Source organism: Spongiactinospora rosea, assembly GCF_003315795.1.
Lineage (GTDB): Bacteria > Actinomycetota > Actinomycetes > Streptosporangiales > Streptosporangiaceae > Spongiactinospora > Spongiactinospora rosea.
Window position 1 is genome coordinate 73,786 of record NZ_QMEY01000001.1, and the last position, 24,739, is coordinate 98,524.

Here is a 24,739-nt window from a genome sequence, read left to right on the forward strand (position 1 = left end):
CGATGCGCGGGCTCACACGGCCACCTCCATCTCCAGCTCGGCCGCGAGCTTGCGCAGGTCGGCCAGGGTCTGTTCGGGCAGCCTGATCCCCTCGGCCAGGTTGCGCGCCGCCGTGCGGTCCTCGATCTCCCACGGGTACACCACCTCGCCCGTCCCGCCCGCCGGCGGGTTGGACTTCAGCTCGCGCACCAGTTCGCCCATCCGCTCGGTGAACTCCGCGGGCGGCATGAACGCCGCGATGTCCATGGCCAGGTACAGGTGCCCGGACCTGCTGCGCTCGTCCGGCTGGTACGGCCCGGCGACCTGGGTGCCGAACCCGCTGCCGGTCAGTACGCCCGACAGCACGTCCATCATCAGCGAGATCGCGTACCCCTTGTGCGCGGCCATCGGCAGGATCGTCCCGGCGATGGCCAGGCTCGGGTCGCGCGTGGGGTTGCCCTCGACGTCGATCGCCCAGCCGTCCGGGATCTGCTCGCCCCGGTTGCGGGCCAGGTAGATCTTGCCCCGGGCGACGGCGGTGTTGGCGATGTCCAGCACCATCTGCCGCTCGCCGTCCAGCGGCACGGCGACGGACCACGGGTTGCTGCCCACCGCCTTGACCCGGCCGCCCCACGGGGCCATGGCCGGGCTGGAGTTGGTGGTCAGGATGCCGACGCAGTTCTTCGGCGGGGCCATCCGGGTGAAGTGGGCGGCCATGCCGAAGTGGCCGGAGTTGCGCACGGCGACCGCGCCGATGCCGTGCCGCGCGGCGCGCTCGGTCGCCTCCCGGGCGGCATGGGCGGCGATGACCTGCCCGATGCCGTCGTGGCCGTCGATCGTCGCGACCGCACCCGCGTCGATGACGGTCTCCGGCGTGGTGCGCGCCCGCATCGCGCCCGAGCGCAGCCGCGCGACGTACCAGGGCAGCCGCAGCAACCCGTGCGACTGGTGTCCCCACAGGTCCGCCTGGACCAGGCAGTCGGCCACCAGGCGGGCGTCCTCGGCGGGCACGTCATGGGCCAGCAGGATGCGCGTGGCGGTGTCGGCCAGCAGGTCCGCGGGGACGGGCGGGGGTGTGTCGTCGGTCGTCACCGGTCGCCGTCCTTGGCGGGCTCCAGCAGCACCAGGCGCTCCTCGGTCATCTCCCTGGCCGCGTACTTCGGCCCCTCGGTGCCGTAGCCGCTGTCCTTGACGCCGCCGTAGGGCATCAGGTCGGCGCGGGTGCTCGACGTAGAGTTGATCACGACGCCGCCGACGCGGAGCCGCTTGGTGGCCTCAAGGGCCTGGTTCAGGTCGCGGGTGAAGATGCCCGCCTGCAGGCCGTACGGCGTGTCGTTGACGACCCGCAGCGCCTCGCCGAAGTCCTTGAACGGGATCACCGACACGACCGGCGCGAAGATCTCCTCGCAGACGACGCGGGCGTCCGAGGGGACCTCGGTCAGGATCGTCGGGGCGAACGCGACCCCGTCGCGCTGACCGCCGTGGATCAGCCGGGCGCCCTGGGCGACGGCCTCGTTCACCCACTCCTCGGCCCGCTTGGCCGCGGCCTCGCTGATCATCGGGCCGATGTCGGTGGCCGTGTCCTCGGGGTCGCCGACCACCAAGGTGGAGGCGGCGGTGGTCAGGTGACCCAGGAACTCCTCCAGGATGTCGGCGTGGACGTACAGCCGCTGCACGGAGGTGCAGACCTGGCCGGCCTTGCGGAACGCGCCCCTGGCGCACTGCTCGGCCGCGTCGCGTACGTTGGCGTCCGCGCACACGATCGTGCCGGACACGTTGCCGCACTCCATCGTGCCCCGGCGCATGCCCAGGCGGGCGGAGATGGCCTTGCCGGTCGCGGTGCTGCCGGTGAAGGTGAAGAAGTCCACGCGCTCGTCGTCGACCAGGCTCGTCCCGACCGGGTCGCCGGGGCCGAGCAGCAGGCCGATGAAGCCCGGCGGCAGCCCGGCCTCCAGCAGCATCGTGCACAGCGAGGCCGCCGCGATCGGCGTGAACGGCGACGGCTTCACCACGACCGCGTTCCCGGCGGCGAGCGCGGGGCCGACCTTGTGCGCGACGGTGTTCAGCGGCGAGTTGAACGGCGTGATCGCGCCGACGACGCCCACCGGGTACCGCACGGTGAACGCCATCCGGTGCGCGAACCCGGGGGCCCCGGCGATCGGCACCATCTCGCCGGTGATCCGCTTGGCCTCCTCGGCGGAGGTCCGCATGGTCTCCACCGCGCGGTCCATGTCGCCCAGGCAGTCCTTGAGGGTCAGGCCGGACTCGCGGCAGACCTCCAGCGCAAGGCGTTCCTTGTCGCGCGCGATCGCGTCGGCGACCTTGGACAGGATCTCGAAGCGCTGATAGGGGTTCAGCGGCGACTCGCTCGCCTTGCGGGCGGCGGTCACCGCGTCCGTGACCTGGGCGGGGGTGGCGTCGTGCGCGATGGCGAGGACCTCGCCGGTGTACTTGTGCAGCACCTCGCGCTCGGTGCCGTCGAAGTGCCACTCGCCGTTGATCAGGTTTCCGATGCGGGGGACAGCGGTCACTGTGCCCCTCCTTCCAGCTCATTGGTGGTGCGCAGCGGGGGGACGGCGTCCGTCCACCGCGCGCACTGCTCGTAGGCGTGCCCGATGCGCAGGGCGAGGGCGTCCTGGTGGCGCGCGGTGACGATCTGGAGCCCCACCGGCAGGCCGTCGCCGGTGAGGCCGCAGGGCACGCTCAGCGCGGGCTGCCTGGTCATGTTGAACGGATAGGTGTACGGCGTCCACGCGGCCCACACCTCCGACGGCGAGCCGTCGGGCTGGTCGCGGCCCGCCGCGAACGCCGTGATCGGGGTGGCCGGGGTCACCAGGGCGTCGTAGCGCTCGTGGAACCGGGCCATCCGGATGCCGAGGTCGGTGCAGACCGCCAGGGCGTCCAGGTACGCGGGCACCGAGACCGCCCGCCCGCTCTCGCCCGACCGCAGCAGCCCCGGATCGACCCGCGACAGGTCGGCGTCCTGGTACCGGTCCAGCGTCTTGGCGGCCCCGGCGCACCAGAGGGTCTGGAACGCCTCGATCGGGTCGGCGAAGCCGGGATCGACCTCCTCGACCTTGGCCCCGAGGTCGGCCAGCACCTCCACGGCCCTGGTCACGGCCGCCTCGACGGCGGGGTCGTTGCGGCCGTAGCCCAGGGTGCGGGAGTAGGCGATGGTCAGGCCGGAGATGCCCGCGTTCAGGCCGTCCACGAACGAGGCCGATGGCGGCGGCAGCGCCGCCGGGTCGCGCGGGTCGTAGGCGGCCACCACGTCCAGCATCCCGGCCACGTCCGCCACGGTCCTGGCCATCGGCCCGCGGTGGGACAGCAGGCCGTTGTTGCCCTGCGGGTACATCGGGATCAGGCCGCCGGTCGGCTTGAGCCCGACCGTCCCGGTGAACGCCGCCGGGAGCCGTACCGAACCGCCGCCGTCGGTGCCCATCGCCCAGGTGGCCATCCCGGTGGCGACCGCGACCGCCGACCCGCCGCTCGACCCGCCCGAGGTCAGCGCCGGGTTCCACGGGTTGCGGGTGACGCCGAACCCCGGCGAGTCGGTGACGCCCTTCCAGCCGAACTCCGGCGTCGTCGTCTTGCCGACCAGCACCGCGCCCGCCTCGCGCAGCCGGGCCACGCTCGGCGAGTCGTCGTGCCACGGCCCGGAGGGGTCCACCAGCAGGCTGCCGCGCAGGGTCGGCCAGCCCCGGGTGAGCAGCAGGTCCTTGACCGCGACCGGGACGCCGTCGGCGGGCCCGAGCTGCGTCCCGGACGTCCAGCGCGCCTCGGACTCCGCCGCCGCACGCAGCGCCGCGGGCCGGTCGGCCAGCACGAAGGCGTTCAGCTCGCCGTCGTGCGCGTCGATGGCATCGAGTGCGGCCTTGGCGGCCTCGACCGGGGACAGCTCCCGCCGCCGATAGGCCCGGACCAGTTCGGCGGCGCTCAACCGGCCGGGATTCACCGGACCGCGGACAGGTCGAGGTCGAGTTCGGTGAGCGCGGCCACCTCGTCGGGGGTGAAGCCGGGGGCGACGTACTCCATCCGGAACCTGGACCCGTCCCAGCGGAACACGCCGAGGTCGGTGACCACGATGTTCACGCACGCCAGGCCGGTCAGCGGGAAGTCGCACTCCTTGACCAGCTTCGGCTTGCCCTTGGAGTCCAGGTGCGTCATCAGGACCATCACGGTGGTGTCGCCCGCGACGAGGTCCATCGCGCCGCCGATGCCGCCGCCGATCATGTCGGGGGTGCTCCAGTTGGCGAGGTTGGCCTTGCCGTCCACCTGGAACCCGCCGAGCGCGACGAAGTCGACGTGCCCGCCCCTGACCATCTCGAACGACGTGACGCTCTCGAAGAACGACGCGCCGGGCGTGAGGTGGACGTACTGGCCGCCCGCGTTGTAGAGCTCGGGGTCGTAGTCGTCCTTGGTGGCCATCCCGCCGTACCCGAGCACGCCGTTCTCCGAGTGCAGCACGATGTCGCGGCCCTCGATGTAGTTGGAGATCAGCGTGGGGATGCCCAAACCGAGGTTCATGTAGCTGCCGGGCGGGACCAGCCCGGCGGCCACCTCGGCCATCTTGTTGCGGGTCATCGCGGGCTTGCCGTTGTAGGTGCGGGCGCTGTCGGCGCCGCGCCCGGCGCGCGGGGTGGGGAAGTCGTGCGGCACGTCCACGGTCCGGATGACCACGCGGTCCACGAAGATGCCGGGCACGCCGATGGCCTCGGGGTCGAGTTCGCCGTCCACGATCTCGTCCACCTCGGCGACGGTGATCTTGGCGCCCTTGGCGAAGGACGGCATGAAGTTGCGGCCGACGCCGGTGAAGGAGAGGTTGCCGAAGCGGTCGGCGCGGGCCGCGCGGATCAGCGCGTAGTCCACCTTGAGCCCGTACTCGAGAACGTGTTCCACGCCGTCGATCGTGCGGGTCTCCTTGCCCTCCGCGATGGCCGTGCCGACCCCGGTGCGCGTGTAGAACGCGCCGATGCCCGCGCCACCGGCCCGCAGCCGTTCCACGAGGGTGCCCTGCGGTACCAGCTCGACCTCGATCTCACCGGCCGCGATCTGCTGCTCGGCGGCCGAACGGGCCTCGCCCGCCCGTGCCGAGAACGACACGATCAGGCGGTTGACCTGGCGGTTCTCGATCAGCGTGTTGGACCGGTACTCGCCGGTGCCCAGGGAGTTCGCCACGATGCACAGCCGCCGCGCGCCCTGCTCGCGCAGCGCGACGGTGAGGCTGGTCGGGAAGCTGTGCGTCATGCCGAACCCGGCGATGGACACACTGGAGCCGTCGGGGACGTCGGCGACCGCCGCGGCGGGGGATTCGTAGACTTTGTTGATTGCCATGGCCTGGTACCTCTTCTGCGGTCGGTCGGCGTCAGCGGGGGGCGGGACGGAACCGGGGGAGCGCGCTGCCCTGGCCGGTGTCCTCGAAGACGACTTCGACGGGGTCGCCGATGGCGACCTGTTCCACGTCGCAGTCCACGATGTTGGTCATCATCCGGGGGCCTTCCTCCAGCTCCACGTACGCGAGCACGTAGGGCGTGACCCCCTTCCAGTCGCCGCCGGCCTTGCGCACGACGCTGAAGGAGTAGATCACCCCGCGCCCGCTCAGCGGCTCCCAGACGGTCTCCTGGCTGTGACAGAACGGGCAGATCGGCCGCGGGTACCAGATGTACTGCGCGCAGTTCGTGCAGCGGCGGGTGATGAACCGGCCCTCCGCCGTCGCGGCCCAGAACTCCGCGCTGTCGGGGTTGATGGTGGGAACCGGCGTCGGCAGCGCCGTGCTCGTCCGGACCTCGCTCATGCGTCCTCCCTGCCCAAGATCATCGTGGCGGCGCGCATCCGGGTGCCCAGGTCGCCGCCGTTGCCGTGTACGAGCGCGATCTCACAGTCGGGGATCTGCACGCCCGGGTTCGCCTCGCCGCGGAGCTGCCGGACCGCCTCGATGATCTTCGTGATGCCGCCCCGGTGACCGGGGTGGTTGTTGGCGAGGCCGCCCCCGTCGGTGTTGAACGGGAGCCTGCCGTGCGGGGCGACGAGCGTGCCGTCCTGGACGAACTCGCCGCCCTTGCCCTTCTCGCAGAACCCGAGATCCTCCAGGATCTCCAGCACCGTGATCGTGAAGCTGTCGTAGACCGAGACGTAGTCGATGTCGGCCTGCGTCACGCCCGCCTGCTCGAACGCGCGCGGCCCGGACCACACCGCCGGGGTGTAGGTCAGGTCCAGCTTGCCGCCGTTGACGATCTTGCCGGCCTCGCCCTGCCCGAGGACCTTGACCGACCGGCGGTTCAGGGTGCGGGCGATCTCCGGGCTGGTCACCACGACCGCGCCGCCGCCGTCGGTGACGACGCAGCAGTCGCCGCGCCGCAGCGGGTCGGCGATCAGCGGGGAGTTGACCACGTCCTCGACGGTCAGCGCCTTGCGCAGGAAGGCGTTGGGGTTGTGCGAGGCGTGGATCGAGGCGGCCACCTTGATCTCGGCGAGCTGTGCGCTGGTGGTGCCGAACTCGTGCATGTGCCTGCGGGCCGACAGCGCGTAGGAGGCGACCAGCCCGGTCACGCCGAACAGGCGGCCCTCGAAGCTCTCCTCCGGCGTCAGCGGCCCGCCGCCGCCCGGCTGGATGCCGGTCCGCGGCTTGCCCGCCAGCGCCACCAGGGCGATCTTGCACTTGCCCGCGGCGATGGCCGCAGCCGCGTGCGAGACGTGGTAGATGGGGGAGGCCCCGCCGCTCTCGGTGGAGTCCATGTACGTGAGGTTCCGCAGGCCGAGGTACTCGGCCATGGAGATCCAGCCGCCGCCGTAGCCCGGCGCGTCGTGGCCGACGAAGAAGCCGTCCACGTCGTCGAGCGTCAGCCCGGCGTCGGCGACCGCGCCGAGCGCGACCTCGGCGTGGACCTGGGCGAGGGATTTGTCGGGGAGTTCACGTCCTGGATGCTCGTAGGCCCCGACGATCACTGCGTTTCCCCGGGTGTTCATCTCGTTCCTCTCATCTGCGCTGGGGCGCCTTCGTGGGATTGCCGCGGGCCGCTGAGCACCACGGCGTTGTGCTGGCCGAGGGAGGGGGCGGGCCCGGGGTCCGGGGGCTCGTATTCGCAAAGCCGCAGCGGAAAGCCCTTCCGGCGCGGTACGCCGGGAAGGAACACCCGGCGGCGGTGGAAGTGCGGATCCCTGGCCCGCTCGTCCGCCGACACCACCGGCGCGCAGGGGACGCCCGCCTCGGTCAGCTCGCGCACGCAGTCGGCCTTCGCGCGGTCGCCGGACCAGCGGGTGATCGCCGCGTCCACCGTCTCGCGTTCGGCGAGCCACCACCCGGCGGGACGTCCGGCCAGTTCGCCGGCCCCGATCAGCCGGGCCAGCGCGGCGCGCTCGTCGTCGCTTCGGCAGGCGATGCCGACCCACTGGTCATCGCCCGCGCACCGGTAGACGTCGTGCGGGGTGCTGCCCGGCCGGTGGTTGCCGGTGGGGGTGGCGACCTCGCCGGTGTCCAGGTACCGGGCGATGCTGTCGGCGAGCGTCCAGGTGACCAGTTCGCGCTGGGACAGGTCCAGGTGCGTGCCGCGCACCTCCTGGTTCAGGCAGTAGACCACCAGGGCGGCGCCGAAGAACGACACGATCTGGTCGGGGTAGTTGAGGTCCGCCGACGACCAGATCGGATGGCCGTCGTCGTAACCGGTCACCGACGCCAGGCCCGACAGCAGGTCGAGCGTGGAGCCGTAGGAACGGCCGCGCGCCTCCGGTCCCGTCTGGCCCTGGCTCGACAGCGAGAGGTACACCAGCCGCGGGTTGATCTCGCGCAGCGTCGGGTAGTCGACGCCGAGCCGTTCGGTGACGCCGACCGTGAAGTTCTCGATCAGTACGTCTGCCGTGGCGACGAGTTCGCGCATCGCCGCCCGGCCCTCCGCCGTCTTCAGGTCCAGCGTGATGCCCAGTTTGCCCGCGTTGTTCGACTCGAACAGCGGCGATTCTTCCAGGCCGCCGTCCGTGGCGTCCGGGCGGGTGGACGGCCACAGCCGGAAGGAGTCCGGGCGGTTCATCGACTCGACCTTGATGACCGTGGCCCCGTAGTCGGCCAGCAGCCGGCCCGTGGCCGCGCCCGCGGTGATGGTGCCGAGGTCCAGCACGGTCACCCCGGCCAGCGGGGGATCGGCGACCTCGCGGGCCGCCGGTTCGGTCTCAGGTACGGCCGCCTGGCCGGGTGCCGGGGGCGGGCCGCTGCGCCAGCCGAGTTCGGCGGAACGCACGATCGGGCCGATGCCCCGCCGCTCGTTCGCGGAGATGAAGCCGCGCTCCAGGTACTGCGGCGTGGCGACCAGCTCGGCGACGTCAACGCAGTAGCCGAACGGCAGCCCGGCCCGCTGCGCCTGCGCGTAGACCTCCCGCATTGGCAGCCCGGCCGCCCACCGCTCCACCGCGGGCCACCACTGGCCGGCCAGCTCGAAGCGGCCCCGGTCCTCGCGCAGCCGGGGGTCGGCCAGCGCCGGATCGCCGACCAGGGACGCGACGGCGTCCCACTGGGCGGGCTGGTACACCACGCCGATCCAGCCGTCGGCGGCCCGCAGGATCCGCCAGATCCCGGCGCTCGCGCCGGTGCGCGTCGGCACCGTGCCGTTGTGCGCGTAGGTGACGTCGCTCTTCCAGTCGATGTAGGCGGCGATGTCGCACAGTGCGATGTCGGCGATGTCGCCGCCGGGCCGGCGCAGCGCCAGCATCGCCCCGAAGAACGCGGTGAACGCGGCGGCGTGCGCGGTCTGCTCGCCGCCCAGGGCGAGCGGCGGGCGGTCCGGCTCGCCGACCATCGCGGCGAGGCCGCCCGCGCACTCGGCCAGGAAGCTGTCACCGAACCGGTCGGAACGCGGGTCGTCCAGGCCGTACGGGGTGATGGACACCACGACCAGGCCGGGGAACTCCTCCCGCAGCCGCGTCGCGGACAGCCCCGCGGCCTGCGCGGCGGCCGGGCCCAGGTCGGTGATCAGGACGTCGGCGTCGGCCAGCAGGCCGCGCAGCGGGCCGCCGTGGCCGGTGAGGTCCACCTCGACGCTGTGCTTGTCGGCGTTGTGCGCCGCGAACCGGTAGCTCAGGCCGCTCGCGTCCACCGGTTCCAGCGTCCGCAGCGGATCGCCGCCGGGCGGCTCGCACTTGGTGACGGCGTGCCCGAAGCCCGCGAACAGCCGGCCGCAGACCTGCGCGGCGATCCCTTCGGAGATCTCGACCACGCGCAGCGAGCGGCCGGGCAGCGGCGAGGAGCCCAGGTCAGCCATCGCCGGCCGTCCGCCGGGGCGTGGCGAACCCGTCGTCAAGGACGCCGGTACGCGCCTGGACCTGCACCTTCAGGCTCTCGCCGTACGCGAGCGCGGTGGACCAGTCCGAGATGTGCATCGGGATCTCGCGCAGCGCGCGCTTGGCCCACGCCAGTGCGACCGGGTTGTGCCGGGCGATCCGCGCGGCCAGGTCGAGCGCGGCGGGCAGCAGCTCGCCCGCCGGTACGGCCTGGTTGACCAGGCCCCACTCGGCGGCGGTGCTGCCGTCGATGCGCTCGGCGGTCAACACCATCCAGGCGGCCCGCTTGGGGCTGAGCCGGAGCTGCGTGGACGGCCCGGCCAGGCCCGGGTAGAAGCCCAGCCCGACCTCCGGCATGCCGATCGGCGCGTTCTCGGCGGCGATGGCCAGGTCGCTGGAGTTGATCAGGGTCACCCCGCCGCCGAGCGCGAACCCGTTGACCGCGGCGATGATGATCGCCGGGTGCTCGCGGATGCGCTCCTGTACGGCGTGCCAGCTCGTGCGGCGGCCCTCGGCCGTGGCGTCGGTGTCCGGCGGCTCGGCGCCGGCCTCCTTGAGGTCCACTCCGGCGCAGAACGCCGGGCCCGCGCCGGTGAGGATGACGACCTTGGCCGGGCCGTGGGAGGCGTCCAGCGCGTCGAGCAGCGCCGCTCGGGCGGCCCGGCTCATCGCGTTGCGCTTGGCGGGGCGGTTGAGCGTGATCAGGGCGATGCCGTCGCCCAGGGACTCGTGCTTCACGAGCGGTTCCGCCGCGGTGGTCTCGCTCATCGGGTCACCGCCCCGGCGGACTCGACGGCGAACCGCACGATGGGACGCCCGGACGGGCCGGGCCCGAACACCGCGCGCACCGGCTGGTCCAGTTCCAGGTCGGCGGGGGGATCGACGAGCGAGCTGATCAGGAACGGCCCCTCGGTGAGTTTGATGTAGGCCACCAGATAGGGGATCTCGTCGGCGAAGGCCGGGAAGTACTTCTGGTGCATGGTGAACCAGGACCAGAGCGTTCCGGTGCCGCTGACGGTCTGCCAGGTGTGCGCACGGGAAAGGCAGTTGGGGCAGGTGGGCCCGTCGGGAAAGCGGTGGGTCGCGCATTCCGTACACGTTTGCAGCCGCAGTTCTCCGGCGGCGCAGCCGTCCCAGAACGGCTTGTTCGCCGCGGTGATCTCGGGCAACAGCCTGGCGTAGGCTTCGACGTTCATCGTCCGCTCCCCGCTAGTCGATCGTGAAGATGTGCGAAGTGACGATCGGCGAGGCGCACATGTACTGCACCGTGCGGCAGCCGCGGACCTGCCGGTCACCGGCCTCGCCGCGCAGTTGGCGCACCGCCTCGACGTGCAGCGCGAAACCCTGCATGTAGCTCTCGCTGGTGTGACCGCCGGAGGTGTTCAGCGGACGCGATCCGTTGAGGTTGATCGTGCCGTCCGCGACCCATTCCCACGCGCTCCCCTTGGGTGCGTGGTCGAAGCCCTCCAGGGTGAACAGGATCGTCGGCAGGAAGTTGTCGTACACCTGCATGCAGTCGATCTGGTCCGGGCCGAGGCCGGTCTCCTTGTACAGCCGGTCGGCCACGTCACGGCAGGCCGCGAAATAGAAGTCCGGGCTGGTGTAGTGGTTGTTCAGCTCGGCCATTCCCGCGGTCCCGGCGATCCGGACCGGCTTCTTGCGCATGGACCGCGCGCGGTCGACCGAGGTGACGATGAACGCCACCGCGCCGTCGTTGATGATGCAGTAGTCCAGCTTGCGCAGCGGCTCGGCGATGAACCGCGAGCCGATGTATTCGGCGTGGTCGATCTCGCGCTGGAAGACCGCGCGGGGATTGCGCGCGCCGTTGTAGCGGTTGTTGATCGCGAGCGGCGCGAGGGCGTCTTCGGGGACCCCGTACATCTTGCGGTACCGCTGGTACATCAGCGACACGTAGGCGCCGGTCGAGGTCATTCCGTACATCGTGTCGTAGGCGGTGGTCGGCCCCCCGTCCTCGCCGCCGTACTTCATTCCGACGGAACGGCCGACTGTGGCGTAAACGACGGCCACCACATCGGCGAGCCCGGCCTGCACGACCGCGCAGGCCTCCTGGAGGGACACGCCGCTCATGCGGCCGGTGCCTTCCAGGTCGTGCACGAATTTGGGATTTCGCAGGCCGATCACATCGCCCATGCGGCCGTACTTGAGATTCGTGCACAGCAGGCCGTCGATGTCGTTCTTGCCAAGGCCGCAGTCGTCCAGCGCCTCGCGCAGCGCGTCCGCGGCCAGTCCGTACGGATCTCTGGAGGCGTCCTTCTCCGCGTAGAGTTCGTGGAAGTTGGACGAGCCGACACCTACGATTGCGACGTCTTTCGCGATCATCAGTATTCAGCCTTCGCTGTTCGTGATGGGCGGGGGAGCACCACGCCACATCTCCGGAGTGGCTCCGGAGGCCGGCTGGGAGGCGCGTATCTCCGTGCGGCCAGGGGAGGTCACCACGCCTGCCCGCGCCAGGTGGTGGCGCGGGGCGCGGTCGATCGGCCCGTGACCGGGTCCGGCGTCATGGTGCGACGCCGGCCGGACGCGGGCTCATGGTCGGCAAAGGGTCATCGCCGTTGTTTCTCGAAGATCTTCACGGCTTCCAGCGCGGCCTTGGCGGCCGCCCTGACGTGCCGGTGCGACGCTTCGGCCGCCCGCTCGGGCGAGCGGTCCGCGATCGCGTCGGCGAGATCGCGGTATTCCTGGATGGAGGCCTCCCGGCGACCGGGAATGGTCACAGAAAGGCTGCGCAGCGCGTGAATGCGGGTGTGCAGGGGGGAGAGCATGGAGGCGAGCAGCGTGTTACGGGCGCCCGCCACGAGCAGTTCGTCGAATTCGAATATCGCCCGCTGCCGCTCGTCTCCGGTGGCCCTCGGCTGCACTTTCTCCACCAGGGCGGCGACTTCTTCGTCGGTCGCCCTGAGCACGAAGAGCTCGGCGGCGGCCGGCTCCAGCGCGTCGCGCACCTCGTAGATCTCCCGCACCTCGGCGCTGCCGAGCACGGCCACCCGTACTCCGCGGCTCGGCGAGGCCTCCACCAGACCGAGGGTCTGGAGATGTCGCATCGCCTCGCGCACCGATGTGCGGCTGACGCCGGTGAGCTCGGTGAGCTCGCGCTCGGTGAGCTGCCGCCCGGGGGGCAGCAGGCCATCGGCGATCGCCCTGCTTATCCGTCGCACGACCATTTCCGGGACGGACTCGGTCGGGCGTTCGATGGCCAGGTCGAGCTTACGGTCCACCAAGGCTCCCTAGAGTTTGTCTGACGTATGTAATAGTACGTCTGCCGATAAGTCGCCGTCAAGGAGAAGTTGATCTCCACGGGCTGTAAGAAATGCCACATTAATGTGGTCCTACCAGCCAAGACGACTTCATGCGCGACGTATCGCCGCAGCGGTCAGGTCGCCCAGGGGCGCCCCGGAGAGTTCCGGGCCACTTGTTTGCAGATGACATGCCACCTCGCCACCGCCGTTGATCGCCGTGTGCTCGGGCATTCGCTCCGCGCAAATGTCCATGGCGAAAGCACAGCGGGTCCTGAAGGGGCATCCCGACGGGGGTCGCGCCGGGTCCGGCACTTCACCGGCGAGCACGATTCTGCGGTCGGCGCGCCGGTGCGGGCTGGGATTGGGGATGGCCGACAGCAGCGCCTGTGTATAGGGGTGGGCCGGCTCGTTGTAAACGCGTTCGGCGGGGCCGCTCTCGACGATTCTGCCGAGATACATCACCGCCACCCGATGGGAGATATGGCGGACGATCGCCAGGTCGTGCGCGATGAACAGATAGGCCAGGTCGAACTCCGTGCGCAGCCGCTCCAGCAGGTTGATGACCTGGTTCTGGGTGGACACGTCGAGCGCGGAAACGGCCTCGTCGCACACGATGAAATCGGGATTCAGCGCGATGGCCCGCGCGATGGCGATCCGCTGCCGCTGGCCGCCGGAGAACTCGTACGGATATCGGTCGGCATGGCTCGCCCGAAGGCCGACGAGTTCGATGAGTTCCAGCGCCCGGGCGCGCGCCGCGCGGGCCGAGACATGGTCGTGGACCATGAGCGGTTCGGAAATGCTCGCCGCCACGGTCGCCGACGGATCGAGCGACGAATAAGGGTCCTGGAAGACCATCTGCATTCGCCTGCGGGCCTTGCGCAATGCCCGGCCGTTCAGGTCGGTGAGATTCTGCCCGCCCACGGTGATGTCGCCGGAGGCGACCGGTACCAGCTTGAGCACCGCGCGGCCGGTGGTGGACTTGCCCGAACCGGACTCGCCGACCAGGCCCAGCGTCTCGCCCCGGTCGATGCCGAAACTGACGCTCTTGACCGCCTCGACGCTGCGCGTCTTCTTGAACAGCGCCTTCTTGTGGAACACGACGCTGACGTCGCGTACCTCGACCAGCCGGTCGCTCACCGGACACCTCCCAGCGCGAGGTCACCACTGCGGCAGCAGCGGCAGGCGCGGCCGTCGTCCAGCACCCGCAGCGGGATCGCGGCCTTGCCGCACTCCTCCACCGCGTGCGAACAGCGCGGGCTGAACCGGCAGCCGCTCGGCATGCTCCACGGCTCGGGCGTGCGGCCCGGGATCGTGGGCAGCTCCTGGCCGCGTACGCCCTGTTGCGGCATCGCCGACAGCAGCCCTTCGGTGTAGGGGTGCTTGGGCTGGATGTAGAGATCGCGGGCGAGGGAGGTCTCGACGACCTCGCCCGCGTACATCACCACGACCTTGTCGGCCAGTTCGGCGACCACGCCGAGGTCGTGGGTGATGAACAGGATCCCGCACCCCGTCTCGTCGCGCAGCCGGATGAGCAGTTCGACGATCTGCGCCTGCACCGTGACGTCCAGGGCGGTGGTCGGCTCGTCGGCGATGAGCAGCCGGGGTTCGCAGATCAGCGCCATGGCGATCATCGCCCGCTGCCGCATCCCGCCGGAGAACTCGTGCGGGTAGTCGCGGACCCTCGCGCCCGCGTTGGGGATGCCGACCAGGTCGAGCATCTCCGCGGCCCGCGCCAGCGCCGCCTTCTTCTTGCCGCCGCGGTGCCGCCGGTACGCCTCGGCGATCTGGTCGCCGACGGTGAACGCCGGATTGAGGCTGGTCATCGGCTCCTGGAAGATCATCGAGATCTCGTTGCCGCGGATGTCGCGCAACTCGCCGATGGGCAGCTCGGTCAGGTCCTTGCCGTCGTACCAGATGTGCCCGCTGGTCTTACGACTGTGCGCCCGCGGGACCAGCCCCAGGACGGACAGGCTGGTGACGGTCTTGCCGGAGCCGGACTCGCCGACGAGCACCACGATCTCGTTCTTGCCGACGTCGAAGGACACGCCGTTGAGGACGTTCACCCAGCCACGGTCGGTGGCGAAGTCGATCCGCAGGTCCTCGATGCTGAGCAGGCTGCCGGAAGGTTCGGTACCGGTCACCCTTCCGCCTTTCTCGTCGCGCGGCCGAACGAGTCGCGCAGGCCGTCGCCGACCAGGTTGAAGGAGAGCGTCGCCAGCGCGATCGCGATGCCCGGGAAGACGGCCAGCGAGGGCGTGCCGCGGATCTCGGCGAACGCCTGGCCCAGCATGCTGCCCCAGCTCGCGGTGGGCGGCAGCGCGCCCAGGCCGAGCAGGCTGATCGTCACCTCGGCCAGCAGCGCGGACGCCAGCAGGAACGAGACCTGGATCAGCAGCGTCGGCAGCACGTTCGGCAGGATCCGCCGCCACAGGATCGTGTGGTTCGCCGTGCCGATGCTGATCGACGCCTCGATGTACACCTCCTGCCGGACCACCAGCGTCGCGCTTCTGATGACCCGGAAGAGCCGCGCGGAGTAGACGATGCCGAGCGAGATCATCGCCGTGGTGAGGCCGGGGCCGACCACCGCGATGATGGCGATCGTCAGCACCAGCGCCGGGAACGTCATCAGGATGTCGGAGGCCCGGTTCAGCAGCCAGTCGGGGCCGCGCCCGACGTACCCGGCCAGGATGCCCAGCGGCAGGCCGATCAGCGTGGCGATGGCCACGGACAGCGCGGAGGCCGCGAGCGAGATCTGCCCGCCGAACAGCAGGCGGCTGAGGGTGTCCCGGCCGAGGGCGTCCGTGCCGAGCCAGTGCGCGGGCGTCGGGCCGGACAGCCGGTCGGCGATGTTGATCTGTTCAGGTGTGTAGGGGGCGAACAGCGGGGCGCCCATGGTGACGACGAGGATGACGAACAGCAGTATCCCGCCGGCCACCGCCGGCTTGTTGCCGGCGAACCTGCGGGCGAGCTGTGCGAACCGTCCCGCGCGCTTGCGGCGTACGGCAGGCTCTTTCGGTCGTGGCATCGTCCCCGCCGTCATTACCGGGGGGTCGGTGGACTGCAATCCCTGATTCTGTGTCATGTCGCTTTGATCTTCGGGTTGAAGTAGCCATAGGACAGATCGACGGCCAGGTTGACGAACATGATCAGAATGGCGGTGATCAGCAGAATTCCCTGCACCATCGGAAAGTCGCGGGAGAACACCGAGAAGTACGTCAGCTTTCCCACTCCGGGCAGCGCGAACAGTTGTTCCATCACCACCGTGGCGCCGATGAGCCGGTTCGCCTCGACCCCGAAGGCCGTGACGACCGGCACCGCCGCGTTCTTCAGCACGTGCTTGCCGACCAGGCGGATGGGCCGCAGCCCCTTGGCCTCGGCGGTGCGCACGTAGTCCTCGGTCATGACGCCCGTCACCGCGGCGCGGGTCTGCCGCGCGACGACCGCCACCGGCACGATCGCCAGGGCGAACGCCGGTGTGATCAGGTGCAGGAACCAGTCCGTCGGGCTCTGCGCGAACGACACGTAGCCGATGGCGGGCAGGATCCGCAGGTCGATGGCGAAGACCAGGACCAGCATCATCCCGACCCAGAAGTACGGGAGGGACATGAAGAGGCTGGCGATGATCGTCGCGGTCCGGTCGATCCAGCTACCCGGGCGCAGCGCGGCGGCAAGGCCGAGCCCCAGCCCGAGGACCGCCGCGATCAGCAGCGTCAGAGCGACGAGCGAGAGCGTCACCGGGAATCCGCCCGCGATGGCGGACCAGACGCTCTGCCCATTGACGAACGAATTGCCGAGGTCACCCTGGACCGCGGCGGTGAACCAGTTCCAGTACTGCACCAGGAATGGTTCGTTGAGGCCCAGTTGCTCGCGCACCATGGCCAGCTTTTCCGGCGTCGGGTTGCTGCCCGCCAGCGCGGTCTCCGGGCCACCGGGGACCAGCGCGATCAGGCCGTAGATCAGGAAACTGACGACGAGCAGCAACGGGACCATGGTCAGCAGCCGGGTGCCGAGAAGACGAAGCACGTGAGTTCTCCGTTCCTTTCCGGGCGGCCGGCCGGATCACCGGCCGGCCGCCCGGAAGGCCGTTACTTCTTGATTGCGACTCCGCGGAACTGGCGCGATCCGTCGACGTACACCTCGACGCCCTGCACCTTGGCGTTCATCGCCAGCGGTGTGTTGAGGTGGCACAGGGTGACGGGGGGAGCGGCGTCCGCGTACGCCTCCTGGAACAGCTTCTTGTACACCGCGGCGCGCTCTTCCTTGCTCTGCGCGGCCTTCGCCTCGGCGTCGAGTTCGACGACCTTGGCGTTGGTGTAGTTACCGGGGTTGCTGAAGCCGTTCTTGAGGTAGAACGCGGCGATCTGGATGCTGGGGTCGGCGTCGGCCTTCTGCTGGACCATCACGGCGTCGGCGGTCTTGTTGACCGAGAAGTTCTCCATGAGCTTCGGCAGCTCGACCGGCTGGATCTTCATTTTGATTCCGGCCTGCTGGAGATTGGCCTGAATCAGTTCGGCCACGCTCGTGTAGGACTCAAGGTTGTCGGTTTCGAGGGTGAATTCGAAGCCGCTGGGAACGCCGGCCGCCTTCAGCAGTTCACGCGCCTTGGCGGGGTCGTAGGGGTACTTTTCGGCGGTCAGGTCGGGGTCGGAGGCGTAATAGGAGGTCGGGAACATCTGGATGCCCGGCTGGCAGAATCCCTGCATCAACTGGTTGATCGACTTACGGTCGATCGCGTAGTTGAGCGCCTCCCGCGCCTCCTTCTTGTCGAAGGGCGCGTGGGTGGTGTTCAGGGCGATGGTGAAGCTCGCCAGGCTGGGCTTCTGGCAGACGACGAGCCCGCCGTCCTTGGCCGGCTGGTACATGGCCGAACGCAGGAAGGTGGCGTCCGCCTGGCCGGTCATGACGGCGTTCAGCCGCGCGTTGTCGCTGCTGGAGATGAGGAAGATCATCTTTGCGACGTTCAGCGCGTCGGGGTCCCAGTAGTCCTTGACGGCGGTGTACTCCACCTTGGTGGCGGGGTCGTACCCGGTCACCTTGAACGCGCCGGACCCACCGGTGGGCATGTTCGCCTGCTTGGGGTCGTCGAACACGGCCGGGCTCATCATCATGCCCGCCGAGCTGGCCAGAATGCTGATGAGCGGCGCGGCGCCGTGGCCGGTCGTGATCTTGACGGTGCTGTCACCGCTGACATCGACCTTCTTGACATCGGACAGCGCCTGCTCGTTGAACGAGCCCTTGGCGCGGTGCCGATCCAGGTTGGCCTTGACCGACTTGGCGTCGAACGGCGTGCCGTCGTGGTATTTCCAGTTCTCTATGAGGTCCAGGGTGAGGGTCTTTCCGCCGTCGCCGACCTCCCATTTCTTGGCCAGCATCGCCTCGGGCTCGCCGTTGGCGTTCAGGCGGGTAAGCGTGTCGTAGACCGGGAACAGGTACATCCAGCTGTTGCTGGTCGTCACCTTGTCCGGGTCGAAACTCGTGTTCGCGACGCTGTACATCCAGGTGAAGGTCGCGTTCTTGTCGATCGCGCCCTTGTCGGTGGGGGGACAGGCCACATTCTGGGCGGGCTGGCCCGCCGCTGTGCTGGTGGAGCCGGGATTTAGGTCGCCAGGTTTTCCGGATGCGCTGGAGCAGGCGGTCGAAACAGCCAACAAAGCCACGGCCGTGGCGACAATCAGTTTCGTCCCCATATGGAGAGTCCTCCAGGCTAGATCTGAGGGCGCGAGAGTGCCCTAGAGCTCCCCGATTAGTTGAGTGGTGATGTTCGCTCCACGCCTGTGGTGCCCGTCGGGCGCAGGGTCGCTGCTTCGATGCCGCCAACGGTGTGCGGAGCGGACCGCCTATAGGTCGGATCCCTGTTTGTCCGACATATGAAATCATACGTATGTCGGCCCGTAAAGACCTGGAAGCAGGGAGATGAACCCCGGGCTACGGGGACATGACGCCCCAGCCCACCGGGAGCAGGCCGCCGGACGCGGGCGCACGGCCGTCCTGCTCAGAGGTCCGCAGGCGGTACCCGCCCCGAGAAGTGACGCCCCGCCCCCACCAAGGAAGAGGCCCCACACGGCCGGCCTCCACACCGAGCGGGTACCGAGCGGGTACCGATCAGGCGGACCGACGCCCACCGCAGGCCGGCCACGGCTCCTCCCTACCGGTCCGGCTACCGGCCCACCCATCAGCCGATCGGCCGCCACCGCGGACCGGCTGCGGCTGATCCCCATCGGGCCGGGCACCGGTACCCCCATTGGGCGGATCGGTGGCCATGACCGCTGAGACCCTTCTCCGACCGGCCGCTGTCCACCAGTCGTGGCGTCGGTCACGGCAGGCCGGCGAGATCCCCTCAAACTGAGGGGACCACGCACACCTGCCGGGCGGGGGCTACCGTCGGCCGTCCACTATCCCTTTCTCGCCGGCCGTGATGGCGTCCCGCCGAGTGGTGTAAATGGGAGCGTTCAAATCGGGCATCGCGCAGGTCGGCCACGCCAGGGTGCGGGGAAGTCCCACCACTCCACGGGACGCGGTCCCGGCCGTGGCCCATGCACGCCGGGTGGGTACTGGTACACCGGGCTACCTCTCGGGCTGGGCGGCGGCCACGGCAGACCGGCGAGACCTCTTCCCCCTTCGTCGCCGCGAGCCCCGCGACGTGATCTTCGGTTGCCGGGAGACGGATATATCATGCTTCGCCGGGTCAGTGGCCTTCCGCTGCCTTGGCGGCCTCGGCGAGGAGGCGGGTGCGGTGGGATGGGGAGATCCAGGTGCCGTCGGCGAGTACCGCGTGGACGCGGGTGGTGTTGGCGATTTCGCGCAAGGGGTCCGCGTCCAGGATGACCAGGTCGGCGAGCTTGCCGCGTTCGACGGTCCCGAGGTCGTGTTCGCGGCCCAGGTACCTGGCCGGTTCAAGGGTCGCCGCGCGCAGGGCCCGGCTCGGGCTGAAGCCCGCCCACACCAGACCGGCCAGCTCGTCGTGCAGCCCGAAGCCCGGTACGACGTACGGCACATCGCCCCCATCGGTGCCGGTCATGATCGGCACGCCCGCCTCGTCCATCGCGCGGACCAGCTCCAGCCGCAGGTCCAGCAGGCGCGACCAGCGCGCCGCCTCCTTCTGGGTACGCCCGCCCCGCAACATGTCACGCAGCGCCCGCGCCCAGAACCCCGCGATCCGCGCGGGCACGTACTTCATCCGCCGCGGGTCCGGCCCCACCGTGTGCGGCCGGTCCAGCACCCGGTACACGGTCAGCGTCGGCGCCACCCGCGTCCGCGCCTGCGCCAGCCGCTCGAAAGCCATGGCCGTCAGCCTCCGGCTCTGACTCCTGGCGGCCATCCACTCCAGTTCATAACCCGCTCGCAGCCGGCCAGGATGGTCGCCCGGCGGTATCTTCTGCGCCTCGATGGCCGCGCGGATCTGCCGTTCGCGGGTCGAAGTGGAGTACCAGACGGCGTTCAGGTGCTCGATCCCGCGCTGCCCCGCCGCCGCGGCCTCGGCGATCGGCACCCGGTCGGGCAGGTGCCCGGCGTACGGGACGCCCAGTTCGCGCGCTTCGCGAGCGATGGCCCGGTACGGCCCCGGGCGCAGGTTGGAGTAGACCTTGATGAAGTCGGCGCCCTCGCGTACGGCCTGCCGTACCGCCGCCCGCGCCTGCTCCTCCGTCTCCACCGTCACCGCGATGGCCGGGTCCGTGCCGATCGGTGACGGACCGTCCAGGATCTTGCTGCCGATCACCCAGCGCGGCCCGAGCAGATCGCCCCGCCCGATCCGCCGCCGCCACTCGTGGAACTCCGGCCTGCCGTACATCTCGCGCACGGTCGTGACGCCGTTGGCCAGGTACAGGGCAGGGGAGATGCCCTCGACCAGGAAGCTGTGAACGTGCATGTCGCACAGCCCGGGGATCACGTAACGCCCGGTCAGGTCGATCACCCGCGCGCCGTCCGGAATCGGTACGGCCGGGCCGACGGCGGCGATCCGCCGCCCGCGTACCAGCACCGTGACGTTCTCCCGGGGCGGCCCTGAGGCGTCGATCACCGTCACATGCGTGAGCGCGATCACCTGGTCGGCCGGGCCGATGGCCGCGCCGGTGGTCACGATCGCCCCCGCTCCAGTGACGGCCACGGCCCGCAGAGCGTCCCGCCGTGAGATCTGTCCCGCCATCCTCGCCTCTCCCCGCTGAGGTCGTCCCGGACGCCTCACGCTAGGGAGACGGTCCCCTTCCTGTCGTCGTCCTGCGAGCGGGATTCGCCCTACCGCCGGCGGCGCACCGCCCTCGCCGGGTACCACGGCGGGAGTAGCTGAATTTCTCAATCTCCCCCCTTGGAATCACGACGGACCGTTCGTTTAGGATTGCCTACGGCGGGCAGCAAAGCCGTTACCCGCGTACTGGTCCCTGTCTGGAACATTACCTACGCACTTCCGCAATACCGCGAACATCGCCACCCACGCCGGTCGAGAGAAGGGTGATTGTGGATGACCAGGACGACGCAGCTCCGCGTATACACCGTGCGCGCGGGGCTGCTGGACGAGTGGGCTGACAAATGGCGAAGACTTGTCGTGCCGCTACGACAGCAGTTCGGTTTCGAGATACAGGGCGCCTGGATGGATCGGGATCGAAACCAGTTCTTCTGGATCTTGTCGTATGCGGGAGCAGAGAATTTCGCCGAGATCAACCAGCGCTACTGGGTGTCGCCGGAGCGCGAGCGGATCGGGCTCGATCACCGCGAGTATGTTGTGAAGACCGAGGTCCGAGAGGTGGACGAGGTCTAGGGGCCGAGGGCTGAACACCCTCCGCAGCCGGATGGGTGTGATCGAACGAGACGGTGGCCGCCTGAGCGGGGGCCACCGTCTTCTCGCGTGAATTGATGGACACCTGCCGTCCGGGAATTACTCTGAAGAGGGATTTGGGTCTCCCAGGAGAGGCGGCAGGGCGATGCGGGATGACGCGGCCCGTGGGCCGGGCGAACGACTGCGGCAGTTGCGTTCTCGGCGCGGGTTCACCCAGGAAGGACTGGCGGAGGCGTCCGGGCTGAGCGTGCAATGCATAAGGAAGATCGAGCAGGGCGGTAGCGCCCGTATGGAGACATATCACCAAATCGCCAAGGCGCTCGGCGTGCCGACGGTATGGTTTGTCGTACCCGGCTCGCCCGAGCCTATTGCGGAAAGTGAGAATGTCGCTCTCCTGGCCGACATACGCGGCGCGATCATTCCGCCGGTCGGTATGGACGGCACCGCGCTGTACGACACGGCCGACCAGGAGGAGCCGTCGCTGCCGCGCCTGCGGACCGCGGTCGATGCCACCGCCGCCGCCTACCATGGCGACCGGTACGACCACCTCGCCCAGGTCTTCCCCGAGCTGATCAAGTCGGCTCAGTACCACGTCGCCCGCTTCGACGGCCCCGACGCCGACGGACGCGAGGCCGTGCGCCTGCGCGCCGACGTACTCGGCCTCGCCGGACGCTACCTGCTCCAGGTCCGCGCCCATGACCTGGCCCTCACCGCCCTCCAGCAGTCCCTGCGCGACGCCTCGGCGATCGGAGACGTGCCGCTCGCCGCGTCCGCGCTGTGCTCACAGGCGTGGGCGATGCTGCGGCAGGGCCGACTGGCGGAGGTCGAACGCTTCTGCGCCGCCACGGCCGGGGAACTGGAACCGCGCGTGTCGGTCGCCACCAAGGAAGAACTCGCCGCGTGGGGCTGGCTGCTGCTGCGCGCCGCGAGCGCGGCCGTGCGCAACACCCGGACCAAGGAGGCCGAGGAGTACCTGTCGATCGCGGAGATGGCCGGGGCGCGGCTGGGCGAGGAGGAGAAGGGCTTCCCCGGGCACCGGGCGTTCGGGCCGGTGACCGTCGCCCTGATGCGCGCCGAGGTCGCCATGGTGGCCGGTGAACCCGGACGCGGGCTGAGCATCATGGACGGCATCTCACCCGCCGCCGGACGCCCCCACTCCTCCACCTGGAACCGCAGCCAGATCGAGCGGTCGTGGGCCTGCCTGGAGACGGGAGACACCGACCGGGCCACGGAGATCCTGCAGGAGTTGAAGGCCCGCAGTCCGCAGTGGTTGCGGTACCAGCAGCGGGCGAAGGACGCGGCGGAGGCCATCCTGAAGGCCCGCACCCGCATCCCCACCGCCGCCCAGCGCGAGATCGCCGACTTCCTCGGAGTGCGGGACTGAATGACCGGCTTGGCGGACAGGTGGGAAATGCGGGGAGTTTTTGGTGTATTGAGCGCCCTGGGATTTTTGCTTTCGATTCGATTGCTGGTCTGAATGAGCGACGCGTGCCTAATCTTGGGATGAATAGGTCTCCCCGGGAGAGGCGGCAAAGCGATGCCGGATGACAGGACGCGCGAGCCAGGTGCGCGACTGCGGGAGCTGCGGTTTCGGCGCGGGTTCACGCAGGAAGGGCTGGCCGAGGCGGCCGGGCTGAGCGTTCAGTGCATAAAGAAGATCGAGCAGGGCGGAAGTGCCCGTATGGAGACATATCACCAAATCGCTAAAGCGCTCGGCGTGCGGACCGTATGGTTCGTCGCACCCGGCTCGCCTGAACCGGTGGCTGAGACCGCGAACGTCGCGCTGCTGGCCGATATACGCGGGGCGATCATTCCGCCGCTCGGTATGGACGGTAATGCCCTTTATGGCACGGCCGATGCGGATGACGTCTCGTTGCCCCATCTCCGCGAAGCCGTTGATGCCAGCGCGCTGGCCTACCATGGCGACAAGTACGACCATCTCGCTCAGGTCCTTCCAGAGCTGATCAAATCCGTGCAGTACCACGTCAGCCGCTTCGATGGCTCCAGCGGAGACGGACGGGAGGCGATCCGCTTGCGTGCCGACGCGCTCGGCGTCGCGGGCCGCTATCTGATCCAGATTCGCGCCCACGACCTCGCCTTGACCGCTATCCAGCAGTCGCTACGCGACGCCCGGACCATTGGGAGCGTGCCCCTGGCCGCGTCGGCGATATCTCTTCAGGGCTGGGCGCTGCTACGCCAGGGCAGGTTCGATGAGGTGGAGCGATTGGCTGCGGCGGCGGCCCATGAGATGGAGCCTCGGGTGTCGGCTGCCAGCAAGGGAGAACTGGCCGCCTGGGGATGGGTACTGCTGAGTGCCGCAACCGCCGCAGTCCGGAACAATCGCCCGAACGAAGCGCAAGACTACGTGTCGATCGCCCGCACCGCCGCGACGAGGTTCGGCAAGGAGCAGCGGGGATTGCCGGGATATCGAGCCTTCGGCCCGGTGAGCGTGTCGATGAAGGCTGGTGAGGTCGCCATGGTGGCCGGCGAACCAGCACAGGCCCTAGAGGAGATAGAGAGGATCACCCCTGAGGACGGCCGCCCGTACGCCAGCACCTGGAATCGCGGGCAGATCGAGAGGGCCTACGCCTACCTAGAGTCGGGCGACACGGAACGGGCCACGGAGGTCTTGCAGGAGTTGAAGGCCCGCAGTCCGCAGTGGTTGCGGTACCAGCAGCGGGCGAAGGACGCGGCGGAGGGCATCCTGAAGGCCCGTACCCGCATCCCCACCGCCGCCCAGCGCGAGATCGCCGACTTCCTCGGCGTCAAGGAGTAGCAGACGAGACGACTACGCTACGTAGTCCCGTTCAACGAGGCGCGGCCGGATGGCCGCGCCTCGTTGCTGTTGCGCTGAGTGATCGCCCCATTACATTTCTCGCGTCAGGAGGGGGTGTGGGGATGTGTCCACAGAACCACGCCAGGGCGAGGAAGGTGGGCCTTGGCCGAGTGTCGCGGAAGAAGTACAAGCCACGTTCATCGACTGGGACATCGAGCGCGAAGTACTTGACGACCACCACGGTGACTGGGTGGCCCGCCACCGGAACACCGAGAGCGTCGTCCGGGCGGCGGACATCTTCACCTTGCGTGACCTTTTGCAGTCTTCTTCACGGAAGGAGCCGGGGCCGTGAGCGATGGCAGGCCGCGTGACGTATTCGTCGTTTGGGAAGTGGACGCGGGGACCGGTGGCGCGGGCGGCGTCACGGCCGATGCGGGACGAGCCGAGAAACAAATGGTCAACGCCCTGGAGGGATTCCCGGATGGGCGGGGCCGGGTGCGGGAAGCGCGATTGTCGGCGTTCGGTGTCTACGTGTACGGCGAGACCGTGGTGGCGGCCCGGCGTACCGGCGGGGGAGCGATCACGCTCACCGGAGACATCTGGAACGCGTGCGACGCGTGGGACACGCCTTTGTAGAACCGGCGTGGCGGTGTGGCGGGGCAGGGACGCCATGCCGTCCCGGGCGCGGGC

At 69.7% G+C, this 24,739-nt stretch carries 21 protein-coding genes; 4 read left to right on the top strand and 17 right to left on the bottom strand.

Annotation, left to right across the window (positions count from 1 at the left end):
- Window positions 1–12: 12 nt before the first annotated feature.
- From DP939_RS00315 to DP939_RS00395, 17 genes are all read right to left on the bottom strand, one after another.
- Window positions 13–1,071: an Ldh family oxidoreductase gene (locus DP939_RS00315; protein ID WP_199564881.1), complete on the bottom strand. Its 1,059-nt coding sequence runs from the start codon at window positions 1,069–1,071 to the stop codon at window positions 13–15.
- Entirely contained in the window at window positions 1,068–2,510 is a 1,443-nt protein-coding gene (locus DP939_RS00320; RefSeq protein ID WP_113977439.1) for an aldehyde dehydrogenase family protein, read from the bottom strand. The genes DP939_RS00315 and DP939_RS00320 overlap by 4 nt, the downstream gene beginning before the upstream one ends.
- Window positions 2,507–3,919: an amidase gene (locus DP939_RS00325; RefSeq protein WP_263972283.1), complete on the bottom strand. Its 1,413-nt coding sequence runs from the start codon at window positions 3,917–3,919 to the stop codon at window positions 2,507–2,509. Before DP939_RS00325 ends, DP939_RS00320 begins: the two co-directional genes overlap by 4 nt.
- Before the next feature lie 11 nt (window positions 3,920–3,930).
- Entirely contained in the window at window positions 3,931–5,313 is a 1,383-nt protein-coding gene (locus DP939_RS00330; protein ID WP_199564882.1) for a 3-oxoacid CoA-transferase, read from the bottom strand.
- Window positions 5,314–5,344: 31 nt separating this feature from the next.
- Window positions 5,345–5,773: a Zn-ribbon domain-containing OB-fold protein gene (locus tag DP939_RS00335; protein ID WP_113977443.1), complete on the bottom strand. Its 429-nt coding sequence runs from the start codon at window positions 5,771–5,773 to the stop codon at window positions 5,345–5,347.
- Window positions 5,770–6,945, bottom strand: coding sequence for a thiolase domain-containing protein (locus DP939_RS00340; protein ID WP_113977445.1), 1,176 nt, complete (start codon window positions 6,943–6,945; stop codon window positions 5,770–5,772). Before DP939_RS00340 ends, DP939_RS00335 begins: the two co-directional genes overlap by 4 nt.
- Complete coding sequence (locus DP939_RS00345) at window positions 6,942–9,227, bottom strand: CoA transferase (protein WP_113977447.1); 2,286 nt, start codon at window positions 9,225–9,227, stop codon at window positions 6,942–6,944. The genes DP939_RS00340 and DP939_RS00345 overlap by 4 nt, the downstream gene beginning before the upstream one ends.
- Window positions 9,220–10,014 (bottom strand): enoyl-CoA hydratase/isomerase family protein, encoded by a 795-nt coding sequence (locus DP939_RS00350; RefSeq protein ID WP_113977449.1) that lies wholly within the window; start codon window positions 10,012–10,014, stop codon window positions 9,220–9,222. Before DP939_RS00350 ends, DP939_RS00345 begins: the two co-directional genes overlap by 8 nt.
- Entirely contained in the window at window positions 10,011–10,442 is a 432-nt protein-coding gene (locus DP939_RS00355; protein ID WP_113977451.1) for a Zn-ribbon domain-containing OB-fold protein, read from the bottom strand. Before DP939_RS00355 ends, DP939_RS00350 begins: the two co-directional genes overlap by 4 nt.
- Before the next feature lie 13 nt (window positions 10,443–10,455).
- Window positions 10,456–11,586, bottom strand: a complete 1,131-nt coding sequence (locus DP939_RS00360; RefSeq protein WP_113977453.1) for a thiolase family protein — start codon at window positions 11,584–11,586, stop codon at window positions 10,456–10,458.
- 224 nt (window positions 11,587–11,810) lie between these two features.
- Window positions 11,811–12,482, bottom strand: coding sequence for a GntR family transcriptional regulator (locus tag DP939_RS00365; protein WP_113977455.1), 672 nt, complete (start codon window positions 12,480–12,482; stop codon window positions 11,811–11,813).
- A gap of 129 nt (window positions 12,483–12,611) precedes the next feature.
- A complete protein-coding gene (locus DP939_RS00370; protein WP_113977456.1) occupies window positions 12,612–13,640 on the bottom strand; it encodes an ABC transporter ATP-binding protein in 1,029 nt (342 codons plus the stop codon).
- Window positions 13,637–14,644 (bottom strand): ABC transporter ATP-binding protein, encoded by a 1,008-nt coding sequence (locus tag DP939_RS00375; protein WP_225877973.1) that lies wholly within the window; start codon window positions 14,642–14,644, stop codon window positions 13,637–13,639. The genes DP939_RS00370 and DP939_RS00375 overlap by 4 nt, the downstream gene beginning before the upstream one ends.
- Complete coding sequence (locus DP939_RS00380) at window positions 14,641–15,528, bottom strand: ABC transporter permease (RefSeq protein ID WP_113977458.1); 888 nt, start codon at window positions 15,526–15,528, stop codon at window positions 14,641–14,643. The genes DP939_RS00375 and DP939_RS00380 overlap by 4 nt, the downstream gene beginning before the upstream one ends.
- A gap of 53 nt (window positions 15,529–15,581) precedes the next feature.
- On the bottom strand, window positions 15,582–16,526 hold the full coding sequence (locus DP939_RS00385; protein ID WP_113977460.1) for an ABC transporter permease: 945 nt from the start codon (window positions 16,524–16,526) through the stop codon (window positions 15,582–15,584).
- 62 nt (window positions 16,527–16,588) lie between these two features.
- Entirely contained in the window at window positions 16,589–18,055 is a 1,467-nt protein-coding gene (locus tag DP939_RS00390) for an ABC transporter substrate-binding protein (protein ID WP_158578412.1), read from the bottom strand.
- Window positions 18,056–19,188: 1,133 nt separating this feature from the next.
- Entirely contained in the window at window positions 19,189–20,646 is a 1,458-nt protein-coding gene (locus tag DP939_RS00395; RefSeq protein WP_113977464.1) for an amidohydrolase family protein, read from the bottom strand.
- A 312-nt stretch (window positions 20,647–20,958) separates the two neighbouring features.
- Here DP939_RS00395 and DP939_RS00400 point away from each other — a divergent pair, with 312 nt between their 5' ends.
- The 4 genes from DP939_RS00400 to DP939_RS00415 all read left to right on the top strand — a co-directional run bounded on the left by DP939_RS00400 (window position 20,959) and on the right by DP939_RS00415 (window position 24,685).
- Entirely contained in the window at window positions 20,959–21,255 is a 297-nt protein-coding gene (locus tag DP939_RS00400) for an NIPSNAP family protein (RefSeq protein ID WP_113977466.1), read from the top strand.
- 163 nt (window positions 21,256–21,418) lie between these two features.
- Window positions 21,419–22,657, top strand: a complete 1,239-nt coding sequence (locus tag DP939_RS00405; protein ID WP_113977468.1) for a helix-turn-helix domain-containing protein — start codon at window positions 21,419–21,421, stop codon at window positions 22,655–22,657.
- 153 nt (window positions 22,658–22,810) lie between these two features.
- Entirely contained in the window at window positions 22,811–24,049 is a 1,239-nt protein-coding gene (locus DP939_RS00410; protein ID WP_113977470.1) for a helix-turn-helix domain-containing protein, read from the top strand.
- Window positions 24,050–24,397: 348 nt separating this feature from the next.
- Window positions 24,398–24,685, top strand: coding sequence for a hypothetical protein (locus DP939_RS00415; RefSeq protein WP_113977472.1), 288 nt, complete (start codon window positions 24,398–24,400; stop codon window positions 24,683–24,685).
- Window positions 24,686–24,739: the final 54 nt, after the last annotated feature.

What these genes read in the sequence shown, in the direction of transcription:
- DP939_RS00405 (WP_113977468.1), top strand. Translation starts at nt 21,419, where the DNA reads ATGCGGGATGACGCGGCCCGTGGGCCGGGCGAACGACTGCGGCAGTTG.
- DP939_RS00340 (WP_113977445.1), bottom strand. Translation starts at nt 6,945, where the DNA reads ATGAACACCCGGGGAAACGCAGTGATCGTCGGGGCCTACGAGCATCCA.
- DP939_RS00360 (WP_113977453.1), bottom strand. Translation starts at nt 11,586, where the DNA reads ATGATCGCGAAAGACGTCGCAATCGTAGGTGTCGGCTCGTCCAACTTC.
- DP939_RS00380 (WP_113977458.1), bottom strand. Translation starts at nt 15,528, where the DNA reads ATGCCACGACCGAAAGAGCCTGCCGTACGCCGCAAGCGCGCGGGACGG.
- DP939_RS00410 (WP_113977470.1), top strand. Translation starts at nt 22,811, where the DNA reads ATGCCGGATGACAGGACGCGCGAGCCAGGTGCGCGACTGCGGGAGCTG.
- DP939_RS00400 (WP_113977466.1), top strand. Translation starts at nt 20,959, where the DNA reads ATGACCAGGACGACGCAGCTCCGCGTATACACCGTGCGCGCGGGGCTG.
- DP939_RS00345 (WP_113977447.1), bottom strand. Translation starts at nt 9,227, where the DNA reads ATGGCTGACCTGGGCTCCTCGCCGCTGCCCGGCCGCTCGCTGCGCGTG.
- DP939_RS00350 (WP_113977449.1), bottom strand. Translation starts at nt 10,014, where the DNA reads ATGAGCGAGACCACCGCGGCGGAACCGCTCGTGAAGCACGAGTCCCTG.
- DP939_RS00355 (WP_113977451.1), bottom strand. Translation starts at nt 10,442, where the DNA reads ATGAACGTCGAAGCCTACGCCAGGCTGTTGCCCGAGATCACCGCGGCG.
- DP939_RS00335 (WP_113977443.1), bottom strand. Translation starts at nt 5,773, where the DNA reads ATGAGCGAGGTCCGGACGAGCACGGCGCTGCCGACGCCGGTTCCCACC.
- DP939_RS00395 (WP_113977464.1), bottom strand. Translation starts at nt 20,646, where the DNA reads ATGGCGGGACAGATCTCACGGCGGGACGCTCTGCGGGCCGTGGCCGTC.
- DP939_RS00330 (WP_199564882.1), bottom strand. Translation starts at nt 5,313, where the DNA reads ATGGCAATCAACAAAGTCTACGAATCCCCCGCCGCGGCGGTCGCCGAC.